This is a genomic window from Kitasatospora fiedleri (assembly GCF_948472415.1).
GTDB classification, from domain to species: Bacteria; Actinomycetota; Actinomycetes; order Streptomycetales; family Streptomycetaceae; genus Kitasatospora; species Kitasatospora fiedleri.
The window spans coordinates 6,914,061-6,932,107 of sequence record NZ_OX419519.1 but is presented as its reverse complement, the minus strand read 5'-3'; the positions used below and the strand labels follow the sequence as shown (position 1 = coordinate 6,932,107).

The window sequence follows — 18,047 nt, the reverse complement described above, 5'->3', positions numbered from 1 at the left end:
TCCGCCCCGCTCGCTTCCCCTCTGGTAGAGGAGATGCCCACCGCTCAACGGTTCAAAGCAGCGCGGATGTATCGTGACAGGAATGTCCCCGAATGCGGGGCGACCAGAGCAGAAACGGCAGGGGCAATGGCGGGGACTGGCGAGGCACTCGAAGTCTGGATCGACCAGGATCTGTGCACCGGCGACGGCATCTGCGCGCAGTACGCGCCCGAGGTCTTCGAGCTCGACATCGACGGGCTGGCCTACGTGAAGGGCGCGGACGACGAACTGCGCCAGCAGCCGGGCGAGACGGTGCCCGTGCCGCTGACGCTCCTTCAGGACGTGGTGGACTCGGTCAAGGACTGCCCGGGCGACTGCATCCACGTCCGCCGCGCGGCGGACGGCGTCGAGGTCTACGGGCCGGACGCGGACTGACCCGGCCGACGGGGCCGACCCGGACGGCCGGGCTGACCGGCCCTCAGCTGCCGCGGACCGGCGTGGCGGTCTCGGTCTTCGTCCACGCCCCGCCGCCGGCCCGCTTCCAGGACAGCTCGACCTCCAGGTCGGGCGCGAAGCGCGGCACGTCCGGCGAGGAGTAGCCGCGGGCCCGGCCGCGGATCGAGCCGTCGCTGCGGATCGCCAGCTCGGTGACGGTCAGGCCCTCGGTGTCCGGCAGCAGCACGGCGGGCGGGCCGTCCGCCCCGACCAGGAACACCCCGTCCGGCGGAGTGCCCATGTCGGCCTGGCAGTGCGCGGCGGCGACGGTCACCGGGGCGCCGCCCACCGCCGCGGCCGTCCTCAGGCTCACCGCGACCGGGAAGGGCCCGCAGTCGAGGGGGAAGTGCACCTTCGACAGGTCCGTCTCCGGCGGGGCCGGCGTCCCCGCCGTCGCGTCGGCCGCCGGTTCCGCGGCCGGCTGACCGGCCGTCACGGCCCCGGTCGCCGAGGTCGCCCCCAGCGCCCCGCCCACCACGGCCGCGCACCCCGCCGCGACCAGCACCCAGTGCTTCAACCCCGAGCGCGCGTGCCCGGGTATCCGACGCTCCGTCACCACGAGACTCCCCTTTCCGGTCCGCGCATCCTCGCACACCGGCGCGGGCGGCCGCCCCGCCGGGGCGCGGGGGCGTCCGCGCGGGCCGGGGAACGCCGACAGCCAGGCCGCGGGGCGGCAGTGACCTGCCGTTCCCGCGCGACCTGGCTGTCGGTGCGGTTGCCGCTACTGCGGGAGTTCCCGCGCGTCGTGCGAGGCGGCCTCGCGCTGGGCCTTGCGGACGGCCGCGCGCTCGGCGAGCGTCAGCTCGCTCTCCGGGCCGGTCTCGTAGTCCTCGCCGTAGGAGCCCTTCGCGGGGCGGCGGCGGCGCAGCGGGGGCTCGACGCCGTCGGCGAGGCGGCGGGCGGTGAGCAGGAAGCCGGTGTGGCCGATCATCCGGTGGTCCGGGCGGACGGCGAGGCCCTCCAGGTGCCAGGTGCGGACCATGGTCTCCCATGCCTGCGGCTCGGTGAAGGTGCCGTGCTCGCGCAGCGCCTCGACGGTGCGCGACATCTGCGTGGTGGTGGCCACGTAGCAGCAGATCAGGCCGCCGGGGACGAGCGCCTTGGAGGCGACGTCCAGGCACTCCCAGGGGGCGAGCATGTCGAGGATGACCCGGTCGACGTCGGCCTCGACCAGGTTGTCCTGGAGGTCGCCGACGGTGAGCTTCCAGGCCGGGTGCGGGCCGCCGAAGTAGCGCTCGACGTTGCCCTTGGCGATGTCGGCGAAGTCCTGCCGGCGCTCGTAGGAGGCGAGCATGCCGGTGTCGCCGACGGCGCGCAGCAGGTAGGTGGAGAGGGCGCCGGAGCCGACGCCCGCCTCGACCACCCTGGCGCCGGCGAAGATGTCGGCCATGGCCAGGATCTGCCCCGCGTCCTTCGGGTAGATCACGGCGGCGCCGCGCGGCATGGACAGGACGTAGTCGGGGAGCAGGGGGCGCAGCGCGAGGTACGGGACGTTGCCCGTCGTGCGGACGACCGTGCCCTCGGGAGCGCCGATCAGCTCGTCGTGCGGGAACGCACCCTTGTGGGTGTGGAACTGGTTCCCGGCCTGGAGCGTGAACGTGTAGTGGCGGCCCTTGGGGTCGGTCAGCTGGACCTGGTCCCCGACCTGGAAGGGCCCGCGTCGGCGGGCGGCACCGGTCGGTTCGGACATGGGGGCCATCCTACGGGAGCCGGGGGGCTGCCCCCGACCACATGATCAGTCCGCTCCGGCGGCCCGGCCGAGCAGCGCGGCGGTGAGCCTGCGTTCGAGGTCGCTGAGCGAGAGCACGCCGTAGACCGAGCCGTCCGGCCGGACCACCAGGTACTCGGTGGCGGGGGCGCGGCGCAGCACGTCGAGGATCTGCTCGCCGGCCAGGTCGACGGGGACGGTGAGGCCGGGTTCGAGGTCGCGGGAGACGGCGGTGACGGCGACCCAGGGGCGGCGGTGCTCGGGGACGGCGCTGACCGCGGACTCCTTGACCACGGCGATCGGCTCGCCGCGGCCGTCGACCACCACGATCGCCCCGGCGTGCGCCTCGCGGGCCCGGCGCATGGCCTCGCCGAGGGGGGTGTCGGCGGGGACGTCGATGCTGCGGCGGGCCAGCTCGCGGAGCCTGAGCCGGGGCAGCACCTCCTTGAGGCGGGCGTTGCGCAGCGAGTTCCCGGCGCCCTGCCAGATGATGAAGCCGAGGATCGCGGCGAGCACGCCGTCGACCATGGCCTCGGTGGCGGAGCGCTCGACGTCCTGGGAGGAGCTGAAGATCGGCAGGCCGAGGACGACGGCGACGGCCAGCGCGCGGCCGACCCAGACCGCCGCCAGGGTGCCCTTCATCGGCTTGCCGGTGAGGGCCCAGACCACGGCGCGCAGCATCCGGCCGCCGTCCAGCGGGAGGCCGGGGAGCAGGTTGAAGGCGGCGACCACCAGGTTGGAGACCATCAGCCCGGCGAGCAGCACGCCGGGGACGGTGGCGGGTTCGACGGCGCGCAGGCCGAGCCAGAAGGCGCCGCCGAGGGCGAGCGAGAGCAGCGGGCCGACGAAGGCGAGCCAGAACTCGCGCCAGGGGCGGTCGGCCTCCTTCTCGATCTCGGAGACGCCGCCGAGGAACTGGAGCTGGATGCGGCGCACCCCGAGCTTGTAGCGCAGGCCGACCAGGGTGTGGGCGAGTTCGTGGACCAGGACGGAGCCGTAGAAGGCGACGGCGAAGGAGAAGGCGAGCAGGTAGCGGGCGGCGCCGAGGTCGGGCAGGACGTCGGCGAGTCGGCTGCCGAAGATCCAGGTGATCAGCGCGGCGACCAGGAACCAGGACGGGGTGACGTAGACGGGCACGCCGAACGGACGGCCCATCAGGATGCCGCCGCGCGGCTGGTCGTCGGGCTTCGGCCTCGACCTCTCCGGTGCCCGCCCCTCGGTGTCGTTCACCGTGCTCCTCTCTCGCCGTCCGCTGGTGCCTCGTACGCTACGTGATCTCCCGGCGGTAACGGCGGTGCCCCCACTGTCCCCTTTCCCCGATCCGGCCCGCCGACCCGTGCTCCGACCCGTGCTCCGCCGCCCGTCCGCCCGTGCTGTCGGTTCGGTGCAATAGGGTCGTGGCATGCAGCAGACCGACCCCTCGCCCGCCCCGCGTCCGGCCGCCCGGCCGACCGGGCTGTCGCCGTCCCGGGCGGGTGACTTCATGACCTGCCCGCTGCTGTACCGGCTGCGGGTGATCGACCGGCTGCCGGAGCCGCCGAGCGCCGCCGCCACCCGGGGGACGCTGGTGCACGCGGTGCTGGAGCGGCTGTTCGACCACCCGCCGGCCGAGCGCACGCCGGAGCGGGCGCTCGGGCTGCTGGGCCCGCAGTGGGAGCGGTTGCTGGGGGAACGGCCGGAGCTGGCGGAACTGTTCCCGGACGCGCCGGAGGAGTTGGCCGGCTGGCTGGCGGACGCCGAGAAGCTGGTGCGCCGCTGGTTCCGGCTGGAGGACCCGACCCGGCTGCACCCGGTGGAGCGGGAGCTGTACGTGGAGACCGCGCTGGCCTCCGGCCTGCTGCTGCGCGGGTACATCGACCGGGTGGACGTCGCGCCCTCCGGCGAGGTGCGGCTGGTGGACTACAAGACCGGCCGGGCGCCCTCGCGGGACTTCGAGGGCCGGGCGATGTTCCAGATGAAGTTCTACGCGCTGGTGGTGTGGCGGTGGCGGGGCGTGGTCCCCAAGCGCCTGCAGCTGGTGTACCTGGGCGGCGGCGGGGACGTGGTGACGTACGACCCGGACGAGGCCGACCTGCTCGCGGTGGAGCGCAAGCTGGAGGCGCTCTGGGAGGCGATCTCGGCGGCGGTGGCCACCGGCGACTTCCCGGCGACGCGCAACCGGCTGTGCGACTGGTGCGACCACAAGGCGTCCTGCCCGGAGTTCGGCGGCACTCCCCCGCCGTACCCGCTGCCGGCAACTGTGACCATTCCTGGCAAGGAGTCGTAGGTGACGATCCGTGTGCTGCTGGTGGACGACCAGCCGCTGCTGCGTACCGGTTTCCGGATGATCCTGGAGGCGGAGTCCGACCTGGTGGTGGTCGGCGAGGCGGGCGACGGGCAGCAGGCGCTGGACCAGGTCCGCGCCCTGCAGCCGGACGTGGTGCTGATGGACATCCGGATGCCGCGGATGGACGGCGTGGAGGCGACCCGGCGGATCGCCGGCCCGGACCGGGACGGCCCGGCGAAGGTGCTGGTGCTGACCACCTTCGACCTGGACGAGTACGTGGTGGAGGCGCTGCGGGCGGGGGCCAGCGGCTTCCTGCTCAAGGACGTGCCGGCCGAGGAGCTGGTGCAGGCGATCCGGGTGGTGGCGGACGGCGCGGCGATGCTGGCCCCGTCGGTGACCCGCCGGCTGCTGGACATGTACGCCACCAAGCTGCCCTCGGGCGACGAGGCGCCGCCGCAGGCGCTGACGGTGCTGACCGAGCGCGAGGTGGAGGTGCTGCGGCTGGTGGCGCGCGGGCTGTCGAACGCGGAGATCGCCGCCGAGCTGTTCGTCTCGGAGACCACGGTGAAGACGCACGTGGGGCACGTGCTGACCAAGCTCCAGCTGCGCGACCGGGTGCAGGCGGCGGTGTACGCGTACGAGAGCGGCCTGGTGCGCCCGGGCTCGCTGTAGCCGCGGGCGGGAGCGCCGAACGGCCCGCCGTCCCCGAGGGGGCGGCGGGCCGTTCGGCGTGTGGGCGGATCGTTACTTCGCGGTGCGGCCGATCTCCCAGAACCGGAACACGCCGCTGCTGTCCACGGTGGAGTCCACGCCGGTGATGGCGGGCTGGTACACGTAGAAGGACTTGTTCTGGAACAGCGGGACCATCGGGACGGCGTCGGCCAGGATCTTCTGGATCTGGTCGTAGGCGCCGCCGCCGGAGCGGTCGGTGAGCTTGATCGAGTCCGGCACCAGCTTGCCGCTGATCTGCGGGTTGTCCCAGCCGTTGTGGAAGGCGCCGCCGCCGACCACCAGCGGGCTGATGTAGTCGTCGGCGTCGGAGTAGTCGGGGGTCCAGCCGACGGTGTACGCCTGGTAGCCGCCGTTCTTCCAGCCGGCCTGGAAGGCCGTCCAGTCGGGCTCCTGCTGGACGGTGACCTGGAACAGGCCGCCGTTCTCCAGCTGCTGCTTGACGGACTCCAGCTCGGCGGCGCCGGCCCGGGCCCGGGACCAGGTCAGGGTGAGCTTGACCGGGGTGGCGACGTGCGCGTTGGTGAGGATGCGCTTGGCCTTGGCCGGGTCGGGCTCGCCGTACTTGTCGAAGAACGCGGTGGTGTGGCCGGCCACGCCCGCCGGGACGATCGAGTAGAGCGGCTGCACGGTGCCCGCGTAGACGTCGTGCGAGATCGCCTTGCGGTCGACCAGCTGGGCGGCGGCCTGCCGGACGGCCTGGTTGCCGCCGGTCTCGTCCTTGGTGTTGAAGACCAGGTAGCGGGTCTCGCCGGAGGCGCCCTCGGCGACCCGGAGCTTGCCGGTGCCGGCCAGGTCGTCGCTCTTGATCTGGGCGGCCGCGCTGGGGTCGAGGCTGTTGTCGGTGAGGTCGACCGCGCCGCTGTCGAGGGCGGACTTCAGCTCCTCGGGCTTGTCGAAGTAGCGCACCGCGAACTTGCCGTTCTGCAGCTTGGCGGTGCCCTGGTAGCCGGAGTTGGCGCTGAGCAGGACCTTGCTGGGGGCCTTGCCGTTCATCTCGACCGAGTCGATCTTGTACGGCCCGGAGCCGACCAGGGAGCCGTTGCCGAGCAGCTTGTCGGCCGGGAAGACCTGGTGGTCGACGATCGAGCCGGCCGCCGAGGCCAGCTTGGCCGGGAGCACCGCGTCGGGGCTGTCCAGGTGGAAGGTGATGTCGCGGTCGCCGGAGGTCTCCACCGAGGCGATGGTGGACAGCAGCGAGGCGGGGCCGGACGGGTCGTCGATCTTCTTGACCCGGTCGATCGAGAACTTGACGTCCTGGGCGGTCAGCGGGTGCCCGTTGGAGAACTTCAGGCCGCTGCGCAGCTTGCAGGTGTAGGTGAGCGCGTCGGCGCTGGTGAACTGGCAGGACTCGGCGGCGTCGGGCTGCGGCTCGGTCGCGCCGGAGGGGAAGCTCAGCAGCGACTGGAAGGTGTTGTTGAGGATCAGCCAGGAGCCCGCGTCGTACGCGCCGGCCGGGTCCAGCACGCTGGTCACGCTGGTGGTACCCATGGTGATCGTCTCGTTGCCACCGCCGCCGGCGACCTTCTCGACGGAGGCGCAGCCCGCCGCCGTGGTGGCGACGAGGGCGGCGCAGCTGAGCACGGCCAGGCGGTTGGGCGTCGTCATGCGGGGTGGTCTTCCTCACTGCGTGCGGCCGGCTGTCGCCGGTGGCCCGCCGTCCGGCGCCTGGGTGTGGCGGCGGTGGCGGGTCTGGTACGGCCCGCGTGCGCGCCCGGTACCCGGTTTCGGGTGGGGCGGCGCGGGGACTGGTGCGGCCTTAGCGTGCCACATCGGTCCCGGAGGGTCACCGGGCGTGCGGCGGGGGCGGGCGCGCGGTTCGCAGGGCCTTGTCCGCTCAGCCGACGAGTTGTCAGCCAATGCCCGTTTTCGCCCGCGCGGCCGGATACGGTCCGCGTACCACCGAACGCGGAACGAAACCGACAAAGGGGGTGAGGGAGACGAACCTCACACCCCGCCCCGCACCCGGGTGCCGGCCAGGGTGCGCAGCAGGGCGAGGTCGACGTGCTCCAGCGAGGGCAGCACCAGGCGGCCGGGGGCGGGCTCGATCGGGGCGATCGAGGGGATCGCGATGACCGGGCAGCCGGCCGCCTCGGCGGCGGCGACGCCGGTGGGGGTGTCCTCGATGACCACGCAGCGGGCCGGGTCGGCGCCGAGCCGGGCGGCGGCGGCCAGGTAGGGGTCGGGGTGCGGCTTGGTGCGGGCGACCTCGTCGCCGGCCACGGTGAAGGCGAAGTGCCGGGCGCCCAGGCTGCGCAGCACGATGTCGATGATGTGCCGGTGCGAGGCGGACACCAGGGCGGCCGGGACGCCGTGCGCGGCCAGGGTGTTGAGCAGCCGCTCGGCGCCGGGCATCAGCGGGACGCCGCCGGCCAGCAGGTCGACGAAGCGCTGGTTGATCAGGACGGTCAGTTCGGCGGGGCTGAGGGTGACGCCGGTGCGGGTGATCAGGTAGTCGATCACCCGGGTCATCGGCCCGCCGACCACGTGGGTGCGGTCCTCGGCGGTGAGGCGGTGGCCGAGTTCGGCGAACAGGCCGACCTCGGCCTGCCACCAGGAGTCCTCGGTGTCGACCAGGGTGCCGTCCATGTCGAGCAGGACGGCGTGCAGGCCGCTGTCCTCGCCGTCTCCGCCGATGCGGACCGGGGTCGAGACCGTCGTCATGCGCGCCGTCCTTCCTGGTGGGTGGCCCGGCGCGGTGCGGTTGCGGCGCGTCCGGGGATGGCGCGGGCCGGCCCGCTGGTCTGCGGACCGGCCCGTTCAGGATCATCAAGAATACGCCCGCCCGGTCGGATTGCACCGGGCGGCGGCGGGGCGAACGGATGATCTCCGGTGGAAGGTCTAGCGCGCGTTGAAGTACTTGGCCTCGGGGTGGTGGAGCACGATGGCGTCGGTGGACTGCTCGGGGTGCAGCTGGTACTCCTCGGAGAGGATCACGCCGACCCGCTCGGGGCGCAGCAGCTCGGCGATCTTGGCCCGGTCCTCCAGCTCGGGGCAGGCCCCGTAGCCGAGCGAGAAGCGGGCGCCGCGGTACTTGAGCGCGAACATGTCGCGCACGTCCTGCGGGTCCTCGTCGCCGAAGCCCAGCTCGTAGCGGACCCGGGCGTGCCAGAACTCGGCCAGCGCCTCCGCCAACTGGACGGACAGGCCGTGCAGTTCGAGGTAGTCGCGGTAGGAGTTGTCGGCGAACAGCTCGTTGGCGGCCTCGGAGATCCGGTTGCCCATGGTGACCACCTGGAGGCCGACCACGTCGCGCTCGCCGGACTCCTCGGGGCGGAAGAAGTCGGCCAGGCAGAGCCGGCGGCCGCGGCGCTGGCGGGGGAAGGTGAACCTGGTCAGCTCGGAGCCGTCCTCGCGGTACAGGATCAGGTCGTCGCCCTTGGAGTTGGCCGGGAAGTAGCCGTAGACCACGGCGGGCTCCAGCCAGCCCTCGGTCTGCAGCCGGTCCAGCCAGCCGCGCAGCCGCGGGCGGCCCTCGGTCTCCACCAGCTCCTCGTAGGACGGGCCTCCGCTGCGGCCGCCCTTGAGGCCCCACTGCCCCTTGAACAGGGCGTCCTCGTCCAGCCAGGAGGCGTAGTCCTGGAACGGGATGCCCTTGATGATCCGGTCGCCCCAGAACGGCGGGACGGGGATCGGGTTGTCGACGGCCACGTCGGAGCGGATCTGGCCGAGGTTGGCCTCCTCCGGCTCCTCCACCTCGACCCGGGCGTGCCGGCGCTTGCGCAGCTCGGGCAGGGTCGCGCCGGGCACGCCGCGCTTGATGCCGATCAGGGCGTCCATCAGCCGCAGGCCCTCGAAGGCGTCCCGGGCGTAGCGGACCTCGCCGTCGTAGATCTCGTGCAGGTCCTGCTCGACGTAGGCGCGGGTGAGGGCGGCGCCGCCGAGGATCACCGGGAAGTCGGCGGCCAGCGCGCGCTGGTTGAGCTCCTCCAGGTTCTCCTTCATGATCACCGTGGACTTGACCAGCAGGCCGGACATGCCGATCACGTCGGCCCGGTGCTCCTGGGCGGCCTCGACGATCGCCGACACCGGCTGCTTGATGCCCAGGTTGACCACGTTGTAGCCGTTGTTGGACAGGATGATGTCGACCAGGTTCTTGCCGATGTCGTGCACGTCGCCCTTGACGGTGGCCAGCACGATGGTGCCCTTGCCCTCGCTGTCGGACTTCTCCATGTGCGGTTCGAGGTGCGCGACGGCGGCCTTCATCACCTCGGCGGACTGGAGCACGAACGGCAGCTGCATCTCGCCGGAGCCGAACAGCTCGCCGACCACCTTCATGCCGGACAGCAGCGTGTCGTTGATGATCTCCAGCGCCGGGCGCTCGGCCAGCGCGGCGTCCAGGTCGGCCTCCAGGCCGTTGCGCTCGCCGTCGATGATCCGGCGCTGGAGGCGCTCCTCCAGCGGGAGGGCGGCCAGCTCCTCGGCCTTGGACGCGGCGCTGGAGGCGGCGGAGACGCCCTCGAACAGCTGGAGCAGCTTCTGCAGCGGGTCGTAGCCCTCGCTGCGGCGGTCGTAGACCAGGTCGAGGGCGGTCTGCCGGCGGTCCTCCGGGATGCGGTTCATCGGCAGGATCTTGGCGGCGTGCACGATCGCCGAGTCCAGGCCGGCCTCCACGCACTCGTGCAGGAAGACCGAGTTGACCACCTGGCGGGCGGCCGGGTTGAGGCCGAAGGAGATGTTCGACAGGCCCAGGGTGGTCTGCACGTCCGGGTGGCGGCGCTTGAGCTCGCGGATCGCCTCGATGGTCTCGATGCCGTCGCGCCGGGACTCCTCCTGGCCGGTGGCCAGGGTGAAGGCCAGGCAGTCGACCAGGATCGAGGACTCGTCGATGCCGTACTCGCGGCCCAGCTGCTCGATCAGCCGCTCGGCGATGGCGACCTTGGTCTCGGCGGTGCGGGCCTGGCCCTGCTCGTCGATGGTCAGCGCGATCAGGCCGGCGCCGTGCTCGCGGGCCAGCGCGGCGATCCTCCCGAACCGGGTGTCGGGGCCGTCGCCGTCCTCGTAGTTGACCGAGTTGAGGACGGCCCGGCCGCCGAGCATCTCCAGGCCGGCCTTGAGCACCGGCGGCTCGGTGGAGTCCAGCACGATCGGCAGGGTGGAGGCGGTGGCCAGCCGGCCGGCGATCTCGCGCATGTCGGCGACGCCGTCGCGGCCGACGTAGTCCACGCACAGGTCGAGCAGGTGGGCGCCCTCGCGGATCTGCTCGCGGGCGATCTCCACGCAGGTCTGCCAGTCCGCGGCGAGCATCGCCTCGCGGAACTTCTTCGAGCCGTTGGCGTTGGTGCGCTCGCCGATCGCCAGGTAGGAGGTGTCCTGCCGGAACGGCACCGCCTGGTAGAGCGAGGCGGCGGCCGCCTCGGGGCGCGGGTCGCGGGCGGTGATCGGCAGGCCCTGGACCCGCTCGACCACCCGGCGCAGGTGCTCGGGGGTGGTGCCGCAGCAGCCGCCGACCAGGGCCAGGCCGTAGTCGCGGACGAAGCCCTCGTGCGCGTCGGCCAGCTCCTCGGGGCTGAGCGGGTAGTGCGCGCCGTCCTTGGTGAGCACCGGCAGGCCGGCGTTCGGCATGCAGGAGAGGCCGACCTTGGCGTTCTTCGCCAGGTAGCGCAGGTGCTCGCTCATCTCGGCCGGGCCGGTGGCGCAGTTCATCCCGATGAAGTCGATGCCCAGCGGCTCCAGCGCGGTCAGCGCCGCGCCGATCTCCGAGCCCAGCAGCATGGTGCCGGTGGTCTCGACGGTGACCTGGGCGAGGATCGGCAGGCTCACCCCGGCCTCCGCCAGGGCGGCCTGGCAGCCCAGCACCGACGCCTTGGTCTGCAGCAGGTCCTGGCTGGTCTCGATCAGCAGCGCGTCCACGCCGCCCGCGATCAGGCCCGCCGCGTTCTGCCGGAAGCCCTCGCGGACCACCTCGAAGGTGGTGTGGCCGAGGGTCGGCAGCTTGGTGCCCGGGCCCATCGAACCGAGCACCCAGCGGGTGCGGCCGTCCTCCGCGGTGAAGGCGTCGGCCACCTCCCGGGCGATCCGGGCGCCGGCCTCGGACAGCTCGAAGATCCGCTCGGGGATGTCGTACTCGCTCAGCGCCCAGTGGTTGGCGCCGAAGGTGTTGGTCTCCACGCAGTCCACGCCGACCGCGAAGTACGCCTCGTGCACCGAGCGCACGATGTCGGGACGGGTGACGTTCAGGACCTCGTTGCAGCCCTCCAGCTGCTGGAAGTCCTCCATCGTCGGCTCCTGCGCCTGGAGCATGGTGCCCATCGCACCGTCGGCCACCACCACCCGGGTGGCGAGTGCCTCGCGCAGGGCGTCGGCGCGGTCCTGCTGGGCGGACGTGGGTACAACGGTGGCCATGTGGCTGCTCCCTGAGTGCGACGGCTGTCGGCTATGCGCTCCCGCTGGACCGGGGACGCACCCCGCCAGGGTATCGGTCCCACCCCGGCCGGACGGAACCCGTTTCGAATTCTGGGCGTCCTTGTCCACCGGAAGGGAGCACGATCATGCCCGCTTCGGGGAACAGAGCCGGTGGAAGCGCGCCGCGCGCGCGCCGGGTGCGTCCGGATGGCGGACACTGCCGGCCCGGGCGCGCCGCCGCTGGCGCGGGCGCACCCGGTGGAGCCGGCCGCGCCGCGTCCTCACCGCGCTCGGCACCGTCCTCGCCCTGCTCCTACTGCCGGTGCTCGGCGGGGCCGCCGCGCTGCGCTGGGAGTACGCCGGCGACCCCGCCGCGGACGCCCGCACCCGCGGCCGGGACGCGATCTGGCTCGGCCACGCCTGGGTCGACGGGCGGCGCACGCCCGAGGAGCTGATCGCGCTGGCCGCGAAGGTGCGCAGCACCGGCATCCACGACCTGTACGTGCACACCGGGCCGCTGGCGCACGACGGCTCGCTCGACCCGGCGCTGGCGCCCGGCGCGGCGGACTTCCTGGCCCGGGCGCACGCGGCGATGCCGGGGGTGCGGGTCCAGTCCTGGCTGGGCGACGTGGTGGCGCCCGAGAAGGAGGGGCTGCACCTGGACCGCCCCGACGTCCGGGACCGGATCACCGCCGCCGCGCGGCAGGTCCTCGACCTGGGCTTCGACGGCGTCCACTTCGACCTGGAGCCCGTGCACTCGGGCTCGGCCGGGTTCCTCGCCCTGCTCGACCAGGTGCACGCGCTCACCGCCGCCCGGTCGGTGCCGCTGTCCGTCGCGGCCCCGCAGATCGATCCCGTCCCGGGGCTGGGGCGGGTCGCCTTCGCGCTCAGCGGGCACGGCAAGTACTGGTCCGCGGCGTACTTCGCGGCGGCGGCCGGGAGGGTCGACCAGGTCGCGGTGATGTCGTACGACACCTCGATGCCGGTCGAGTCGCTGTACGGCGGCTACGTCGCCCGGCAGACCGCGCTGGCCCTGGCCCACACCCCGCCGGGCGTCGACCTGCTCATGGGCCTGCCGGCCTACTGGGCCGACACGCCCACCCACCGCGGCGCCGCGGAGACCGTCCGCGCGGCGGTCCGCGGCGCACGACTGGCCCTCGGCCCGAACGGCCGGCGGAACTTCGGCCTCGCCCTGTACGTCGATTTCGCGGCCACGCCGGACCACTGGGAGGCGTACCGGGACGGCTGGTGCAACTAGCTGCGCGAGCGCGGGAGAGCGGGCGCGAAAGCAGGGGCGCGGGGAACTGCGCGCGGCGGGAGTCGCGCGTCGGCGAGGTCGCGGGGCAGGGCACGTTCTCGCCCTGCGTCGCGATCCGGCTGTGCGTGCTCGCTCGGCCGCGCAGTTCCCCGCGCCCCTGGTTGTGCTTCGGTTTCCCCTACCGGAGCCAGGCCGCCGTGTCGGTGGGGAGGTGGCCGTCGGTCAGTTCGCCGGAGGCCAGCAGGATCTCGCCGTCGAGCGGGAGCGGCGAGGGGGAGAGGTTGACCAGGCAGCGGACGTCGCCGCGGCGGAAGGAGAGGACGCCTTCGGGGGCGTCCTCGGCCCAGGCGAACTCGCCGCGCAGTTCGCGGCGCAGCCGGATGCCCTCGCGGTAGAGGGTGAGCATGGAGGACGGGTCGCCGTGCTGGGCCTCGACGGTGAGCGGGGCCCAGTCGAGGGGCTGCGGGAGCCAGGGGTCCTTGCCGTCGCGGGTGAAGCCGTAGGGCGGGTGGGTGCCGCTCCAGGGGATCGGGACGCGGCAGCCGTCGCGGCCGGGGTCGGTGCCGCCGGAGCGGAAGTGCATCGGGTCCTGGAGGGTGTCCAGCGGGAGGTCCTCGACCTCGGGCAGGCCGAGTTCCTCGCCCTGGTAGAGGTAGAGCGCGCCGGGCAGCGCCATGCTGAGCAGGGCGGCGGCGCGGGCGCGGCGGCGGCCGAGGTCGAGGTCGGTGGGGATGCCGAAGGACTTGGTGGCGAACTGGAAGCGGGTGTCCTCGCGGCCGTAGCGGGTGACGGTGCGGGTGATGTCGTGGTTGGCCAGCACCCAGGTCGCGGGGGCGCCGACGGGGGCGTGCGCGGCGAGGGTGGTGTCGATGGACTCGCGCAGCGCGGCGGCGTCCCAGGGGCGGGCCAGGAAGTCGAAGTTGAACGCGGTGTGCATCTCGTCCGGGCGCAGGTAGCGGGCGAAACGCTCGGCGTCGGGGACCCAGATCTCGCCGATCAGGACGCGTGGCGGGCTGTAGGAGTCGGCGACGGCGCGCCAGCTGCGGTAGATGTCGTGCAGGTCGTCGCGGTCGACGTAGGGGTGCGGGCGGCCGGGTTCGACGTCGGCGAGGTCGGGGTCCTTGGTGAGCAGGCCGGCCGAGTCGATCCGGACGCCGGCGGCGCCGCGATCGAACCAGAACCGGAGGATCTCCAGGTGCTCCTCGCGGACGGCGGGGTGGTCCCAGTTGAGGTCGGGCTGGGCGGCGGCGAACAGGTGCAGGTACCACTGGCCGTCGGGGAGCCGGGTCCAGGGGCAGCCGCCGAACTCGGACTTCCAGTCGTTGGGCGGGAGTTCGCCGTCGGCGCCGCGGCCCTCGCGGAAGTGGAACAGGTCGCGCTCGGGGCTGCCGGGGGCGGCGGCGAGGGCGGCCCGGAACCAGGGGTGCTGGTCGGAGACGTGGTTGGGGACGATGTCGACGATGGTGCGCAGGCCGAGCTGCTGGGCCTCGTCGATGAGCAGTTCGGCCTCCTCCAGGGTGCCGAAGACCGGTTCGACGCCGCGGTAGTCGGCGACGTCGTAGCCGCCGTCGGCCATCGGCGAGGGGTACCAGGGGTTGAACCAGATCGCGCCGACGCCCAGTTCGGCCAGGTAGGGCAGGCGGGCGCGGACCCCGGCGAGGTCGCCGACGCCGTCGCCGTTGCCGTCGGCGAAGGAGCGGGGGTAGACCTGGTAGATCGCGGCGTCGCGCCACCACTCGGGGGTCGCGGGCTGATGTGCCACGGCGGGTTGTCCTTTCGGGAGGTGACGGAGCGTCAGCCCTTGACGGAGCCGGCGGTGAGGCCGGACATGATGTTGCGCTGGAAGATCAGGAAGAACACGACGGTCGGCGCGGAGGCGATGGCCAGCGCGGCGATGATCACGTTCTGCGGGACGCCGGTGGAGAGCGAGGTGATGCCGATGTTGAGGGTCTGGTTCTTCGGGTCGGTCTGCACCAGCAGCGGCCAGAGGAAGTCCTTCCAGACGTTGACCACGGCGAAGATGGAGACCACGCCGAGGATCGGCCGGGACATCGGCAGGACGATCGACCACAGGGTGCGGATCGGGCCCGCGCCGTCGACCGAGGCGGCGGCCAGCAGCTCGTTCGGGATGGAGTCGAAGAAGCGCTTCAGCAGGAAGATGTTGAAGGCGTTGGCGACGGTGGGCAGCCAGATCGCCCAGGGGGTGTTGACCAGGTTGACGTGCAGCAGCGGCAGGTCGAGCACGGTCAGGTACTGCGGGACGATGAGCACCGCGGAGGGGATCATCAGGGTGGCCAGCATCATGCCGAGGATGACGTTGCCGAGCACCGGGCGGAGCTTGGAGAGCGCGTAGGCGGCGGCGACGTCGAAGACCAGCTGGAAGGCGAGCGCGCCGAACGCGTAGTAGAGCGTGTTGAACAGCAGCCGGCCCATCCTCATCTTCGACCACGCTTCACCGTACGTGTCGAAGTGGAGGGACGTGGGGAAGAGCGTCGGCGGGTTCTGGATGACTTCCTGGGTGGTCTTGAGGCCGCCGGTGACCAGCCAGTAGAGCGGGCCGAGGAAGACCAGGGTGAAGCCGACCACGACGACGGTCAGGACGGTCCAGTAGGCGATCTTCCCGCCGCGGCGGTTGAGCTGGGTGTCGGATATCAGGGTGCGCACGGCGGCCTCCTAGTCGTTGTCCCGGGACAGCCGCACGTACACCGCGGAGAAGGCGGCGAGGACGAGCAGCAGGACCAGGCCGAGCGCCGAGGCGGCGCCGTAGTTGTTGAAGTTGAACGCGTACTGGTAGATCAGGTTGACCACGGTGGTGGTGGAGCCCTGCGGGCCGTTGCCGCCGGTGAGCAGGTAGGGCTCGACGAACACCTGCATGGTGGCGACGATCTGGAGCAGCAGGAGCAGCGAGAGGATCAGCCTGGTCTGCGGGATGGTGACGTGCCAGATCCGGCGGAAGAGGCCGGCGCCGTCGAGTTCGGCGGCCTCGTACAGCTCGCCGGGGATGGTCTGCAGCGCTGCCAGGTAGATCAGGGTGGCGCCGCCCATGTTCATCCAGGTCGCCGCGATGACCACCGAGATCATCGCGGTGTCGGCGGAGTTGAGCCAGGCCGAGGTCGGCAGGTGCAGGAAGTGCAGGATGCTGTTGAAGAGGCCGTAGCCGGGGTCGTAGAAGTACTTGAACAGCAGCACGGAGGCCACCGGCGGCATCATCACCGGCAGGTACACCAGCACTCGCAGGTAGCCCTTGGCGTGCCGTAGTTCGTTCAGGACGATGGCGACCGCGAAGGGGACCGCGAAACCCAGCACGAGGGCGAGCACGGTGAACAGCAGGGTGTTGCGCCAGGCCTGCCAGAACGCCGGGTCCTGGGTCAGCAGGTGCAGGTTGTCCAGGCCGACCCAGCGGGTGTGGCCGCGCTTGGTGCGCTGGAAGCTCATCACGATCTCGCGGATCATCGGGTACCACGAGAAGAGGGCGAAGCAGAGCAGCGCGCCGAACAGGAAACCGTGCGCGGTGATGTTTCGGCGCAGTGTTTGCCGCATGGGTGTCTCCGAGGGGGGAATCGGGGCCGGGGCCGGCCTGTGCGGCCGGCCCCGGTCGGGGTGTTACTGGAGGCTCGCCAGGACCTGGTTGACCTGGGTCTCGGCGTCGGAGAGGAGCTTGTCGACGCTGGCGTTCTTGTCGGTCAGGACACCGGAGACGGCGTTGTCCAGGACCTTGTAGATCTGCTGGGCGTTGGCGGGCTCGGTCTTGCCGGGGACCGCGGTGTTGATGAACGGCGCGTAGTTGGCGACCGGGACGGTGGCGTCGGCGGCCTTGGCCTTGTTGTCGGCCTCCAGGCTGGCGCCGGTGAAGAAGGCGGGCTGCGGCAGGCCGACCGGCAGGCCGTCGGCCTTGTTCCGGGAGTACTGGAACTGGCCCTTGCCGATGGTCAGGTACTTGAAGTTGATCCAGGCGACGCCGGCCTTGATCTGGTCCGGGGTGGACCCCTTCTTGAAGATGTAGTCGTTGCCGCCGAGCAGGGCGCCCTTGCCGCCGACCATCGGGCCCATGCCGTAGTCCTCGTACTTGCCCTTGAGGGTCTGGACCATGTACGTGATGTCGTCCGGGGCGCCGATGTACATGCCGAGCTTGTCGGAGGACATCTGGGTCATCAGGTCCGGCCACTTGAGGCCCTGGGTGGCGCCCATCGAGTTGTCGGTCCAGCGCATGTCGTACAGGTTCTGCAGGACCTGCTTGCCCTCGGGGGTGTTGAAGGCGGCCTTCTTGCCGTCCTCGGTGGTCATCGAGCCGCCGAGGCCGTAGAGCTCGGCGGTGAAGTGCCAGCCGCCCTGGTTGGTGGCGCTGTAGTCGCCGTAGCCGTTGACGCCGTTGCCGAGCGCGGCGATCTTCTTGGCGGCCGCGCGGACCTCTTCCCAGGTCGTCGGCGGCTTGTCCGGGTCCAGGCCGGCCTGGGTGAAGAGCTTGCGGTTGTAGAGCAGGCCCATCTTGTAGTTCGAGGTGGGCAGGCCGTACAGCTTGCCGTCCGACTTGAGGGTGGCCATCACCGAGGGGTCGATGTCCTTGAGCGCCGGGATGCTCTTGTCGTTGACGTAGGCGCTGATGTCCTCGGCGCCGTCGGCGTCCAGGATCTGGTTCAGGTCGGTGAAGTAGCTGTAGTAGACGTCGGTCTGGGTCTTGCCCTTGAGCTGGGCGGTGAAGGCCGGCGGCTCCTCGCAGGGCGTGGCGTCCTTCGAGTTGATGGTGACGTTCGGGTACTGCTGGTTGAACGCCTTGACGTCGTCTTCCCACTGCTTGCGCTCGGCGGCCTTGGTGACCGGGGGCTCGCAGTCGATCGAGATGGTGACCTTGGTGTTCGGGTCGAGCGGCGCCGCGGCGTCCGCGCTGCCTCCCTTGCTGCCGCCGTCCGAGGAGCCCGAGCTGGACGAGCAGGCCGCGGCGGTGAGCGCCAGGCCGGCCGCGGCGACCAGGGCGACGGATCTGCGGAGGAGCCGGTCACGGTTCATGGGGGGTGGTCCCTTTCGAGCACAGGAGGGCAGCGCGCAGCAGACGGCAGGCGCCATGGAAGCCCGTTGGTTTGCGGTGGGGATGTGCCGACTACTTAAGCAGTCGCCGCCAGGTTGCCACAAGATGTCGACGGTATTTCGCAAAAACGTGACTTTCGCTTGCGCGGACCGTGACATAGCGACTCCAGGAACGCGTCAGCGGCCCGCAACGGCCCCACAGGGGGGCGTCACGGGCCGCCGGTGCGCAGCCGGGCTGCGAGCAC

At 72.0% G+C, this 18,047-nt stretch carries 14 protein-coding genes; 4 read left to right on the top strand and 10 right to left on the bottom strand.

Annotated elements, in window-relative coordinates; genetic code table 11:
* Positions 1–126 precede the first annotated feature (126 nt).
* Positions 127–414, top strand: coding sequence for a ferredoxin (locus QMQ26_RS31320; RefSeq protein WP_033255313.1), 288 nt, complete (start codon positions 127–129; stop codon positions 412–414).
* Between the two features lie 43 nt (positions 415–457).
* Here QMQ26_RS31320 and QMQ26_RS31315 read toward each other — a convergent pair whose 3' ends face one another.
* From QMQ26_RS31315 to QMQ26_RS31305, 3 genes are all read right to left on the bottom strand, one after another.
* Positions 458–1,030 carry a hypothetical protein gene (locus QMQ26_RS31315; RefSeq protein ID WP_282203578.1) on the bottom strand — a complete coding sequence of 191 codons (573 nt, stop codon included), beginning with the start codon at positions 1,028–1,030 and terminating at the stop codon, positions 458–460.
* 165 nt (positions 1,031–1,195) lie between these two features.
* Positions 1,196–2,164, bottom strand: a complete 969-nt coding sequence (locus tag QMQ26_RS31310) for a tRNA (adenine-N1)-methyltransferase (RefSeq protein WP_282203577.1) — start codon at positions 2,162–2,164, stop codon at positions 1,196–1,198.
* Between the two features lie 45 nt (positions 2,165–2,209).
* Complete coding sequence (locus QMQ26_RS31305; protein ID WP_100839309.1) at positions 2,210–3,412, bottom strand: site-2 protease family protein; 1,203 nt, start codon at positions 3,410–3,412, stop codon at positions 2,210–2,212.
* A gap of 172 nt (positions 3,413–3,584) precedes the next feature.
* Between QMQ26_RS31305 and QMQ26_RS31300 the strand changes: the two genes are divergently transcribed.
* Together QMQ26_RS31300 and QMQ26_RS31295 are read left to right on the top strand one after the other, a co-directional pair.
* Complete coding sequence (locus QMQ26_RS31300; protein ID WP_282203576.1) at positions 3,585–4,448, top strand: RecB family exonuclease; 864 nt, start codon at positions 3,585–3,587, stop codon at positions 4,446–4,448.
* Positions 4,449–5,120, top strand: coding sequence for a response regulator (locus QMQ26_RS31295; protein ID WP_100839311.1), 672 nt, complete (start codon positions 4,449–4,451; stop codon positions 5,118–5,120).
* A gap of 72 nt (positions 5,121–5,192) precedes the next feature.
* Here the strand turns inward: QMQ26_RS31295 and QMQ26_RS31290 are convergent, their stop codons facing one another.
* The 3 genes from QMQ26_RS31290 to metH form a co-directional block, all read right to left on the bottom strand.
* A complete protein-coding gene (locus QMQ26_RS31290) occupies positions 5,193–6,785 on the bottom strand; it encodes an ABC transporter substrate-binding protein (RefSeq protein ID WP_100839312.1) in 1,593 nt (530 codons plus the stop codon).
* Between the two features lie 339 nt (positions 6,786–7,124).
* Positions 7,125–7,841, bottom strand: a complete 717-nt coding sequence (locus tag QMQ26_RS31285) for an HAD family hydrolase (RefSeq protein WP_282203575.1) — start codon at positions 7,839–7,841, stop codon at positions 7,125–7,127.
* 177 nt (positions 7,842–8,018) lie between these two features.
* Positions 8,019–11,522: a methionine synthase gene (gene metH, locus QMQ26_RS31280; protein WP_282203574.1), complete on the bottom strand. Its 3,504-nt coding sequence runs from the start codon at positions 11,520–11,522 to the stop codon at positions 8,019–8,021.
* 121 nt (positions 11,523–11,643) lie between these two features.
* Between metH and QMQ26_RS31275 the strand changes: the two genes are divergently transcribed.
* A complete protein-coding gene (locus QMQ26_RS31275) occupies positions 11,644–12,780 on the top strand; it encodes a glycoside hydrolase family 18 protein (RefSeq protein WP_318552092.1) in 1,137 nt (378 codons plus the stop codon).
* A gap of 178 nt (positions 12,781–12,958) precedes the next feature.
* On the opposite strand, the gene QMQ26_RS31270 is transcribed toward QMQ26_RS31275, so the two are convergent.
* From QMQ26_RS31270 to QMQ26_RS31255, 4 genes are all read right to left on the bottom strand, one after another.
* A complete protein-coding gene (locus QMQ26_RS31270) occupies positions 12,959–14,542 on the bottom strand; it encodes a glycoside hydrolase family 13 protein (protein WP_100839316.1) in 1,584 nt (527 codons plus the stop codon).
* A 32-nt stretch (positions 14,543–14,574) separates the two neighbouring features.
* The gene (locus QMQ26_RS31265; protein ID WP_282203573.1) at positions 14,575–15,444 is read right to left on the bottom strand and encodes a carbohydrate ABC transporter permease; all 870 of its coding nucleotides are present in this window, start codon (positions 15,442–15,444) and stop codon (positions 14,575–14,577) included.
* Between the two features lie 9 nt (positions 15,445–15,453).
* Positions 15,454–16,320 carry a carbohydrate ABC transporter permease gene (locus QMQ26_RS31260; protein WP_282203572.1) on the bottom strand — a complete coding sequence of 289 codons (867 nt, stop codon included), beginning with the start codon at positions 16,318–16,320 and terminating at the stop codon, positions 15,454–15,456.
* 63 nt (positions 16,321–16,383) lie between these two features.
* Positions 16,384–17,784 (bottom strand): extracellular solute-binding protein, encoded by a 1,401-nt coding sequence (locus QMQ26_RS31255; RefSeq protein ID WP_282203571.1) that lies wholly within the window; start codon positions 17,782–17,784, stop codon positions 16,384–16,386.
* Positions 17,785–18,047 lie beyond the last annotated feature (263 nt).